The 1,496-nt window shown below is 56.7% G+C and carries 1 protein-coding gene; it reads left to right on the top strand.

What is annotated here, in order from left to right:
- Nucleotides 1-172: 172 nt before the first annotated feature.
- Nucleotides 173-1,252, top strand: coding sequence for an IS110 family transposase (locus ACFQND_RS12290; protein ID WP_371436482.1), 1,080 nt, complete (start codon nt 173-175; stop codon nt 1,250-1,252).
- The last annotated feature ends 244 nt before the right edge of the window (nt 1,253-1,496 follow it).

Here is a 1,496-nt window from a genome sequence, read left to right as displayed (position 1 = left end):
ATGTCGGCAGCAGCCTGTACCGGGTGTACCGAGGCCTTGACTCCCTCCTTCAGAGGGGAAAACTGCTCGTTTTACCTTTTCGAATATGAAGGGACTTCCGCAATTGCACTACCGCAACAAGTTAGCCAAGATCGGAATGTCGAGTCCATTCATCAACTGAAAAGGGTATCCCATGAACGACATTTCACAGGCGGCCATTGTTCGGGTCGGTGTTGATTTATCCAAGAAGTATTTCCAAGTTCACGCCATCACGCAGCTTGGGGAGGTCACACTGGCCAAGGCATTTTCTCGGGATCGGTTTTTCACCTGGTGCTCCGAGCTGCCGTCTGGCTGCATGGTGGCGATGGAGAGCTGTGGAGGTGCGCATCATGTCGCGCGCCGCCTTCGTGACATGGGTTTGGATGCCAGACTTATTGCCGGCAGTTTCGTTACGCCCTATCGTATGGCAGGCAAGAGCGGGAAGAATGACGCCAACGATGCGGCTGCGATTTGCGAGGCAGCCGGTCGCCCTCAGATGCGATTCGTTCCCACAAAGACCTGCGAGCAGCAAGGTCAGTTGGCCGTTCATAGATTGCGTGAAGGCTACAAAGAGGAGCGAACGGCCTGCCTCAATCGCATTCGTGGGCTCCTCGCTGAATTCGGCCTAGTGTTCCCCCAAAGTCCAGAAGCGTTGAGAGGGGCGATACACGAGGTCCTTGAGGACGCCAGCAACGAGTTGCCGTCGGTGGCGCGGTTGGCTCTTGACCGCGCGAATTCGCATTACACAGAGCTTGACAAGGAAATAGCCTGGTGCGATGAACGGATCCGCGCCCACGTCAAGAGTGATGAGCGGGCAAAGAAGGCAGCCCAACTGCTTGGGATTGGCCCACTGACAGCCTCGGCACTGGTATCGACCGTGGGCGATTTCGCTCAGTTTCACAGCGCCAGGCAATTTGGGGCATGGCTTGGCTTGGCGCCAAGTCAGAATTCGACGGGAGGTAAAGCCAAGCTGGGCGGCATCACCAAGCGTGGCGACACCTATCTACGTACCTTGCTTATTCAAGGGGCGAAGTCTGCCGTCATGAGTGCGGGCAAGCGCAGCGACCGCATCAGCAAGTGGCTGTTGCAACTCAGGGAGCGCATCGGCTGGCAAAAAACTGTCGTCGCGCTGGCCAACAAAAACGCCAGAATACTGTGGAGCGTGTTGACAAGAGGTACCACGTTCGACCCTGAGCACGTCCCAACGTATCCGGGTGCGGTAGCCGTTGCTTAGGCGCGGAAAGATTTCGCAGCACAGATACTGATTTTTTGCCAACAGACGTGCGCTCGAAGATGCTCACCACAGGTCAGACCGGCAGCAGATGAACTCGACATTCCCTCAGTGGCAGGCGGTGCCTGACCACGGTTTTCGAATGGAGTCCTGCTGAGCGGTTCGGGGTCCCCTCGTTTTCAGTGCAATAACTGGCGGTTCGCAAACCCAGCACTGGCGCGGGGGTGGTATTGGTAGATCGTTGATT

Origin of the sequence: Polaromonas aquatica (assembly GCF_042659145.1) — a bacterium.
GTDB lineage: Bacteria > Pseudomonadota > Gammaproteobacteria > Burkholderiales > Burkholderiaceae_C > Polaromonas > Polaromonas aquatica.
This window is presented reverse-complemented; position numbering and strand designations above follow the sequence as displayed.

What these genes read in the sequence shown, in the direction of transcription:
- ACFQND_RS12290 (WP_371436482.1), top strand. Translation starts at nt 173, where the DNA reads ATGAACGACATTTCACAGGCGGCCATTGTTCGGGTCGGTGTTGATTTA.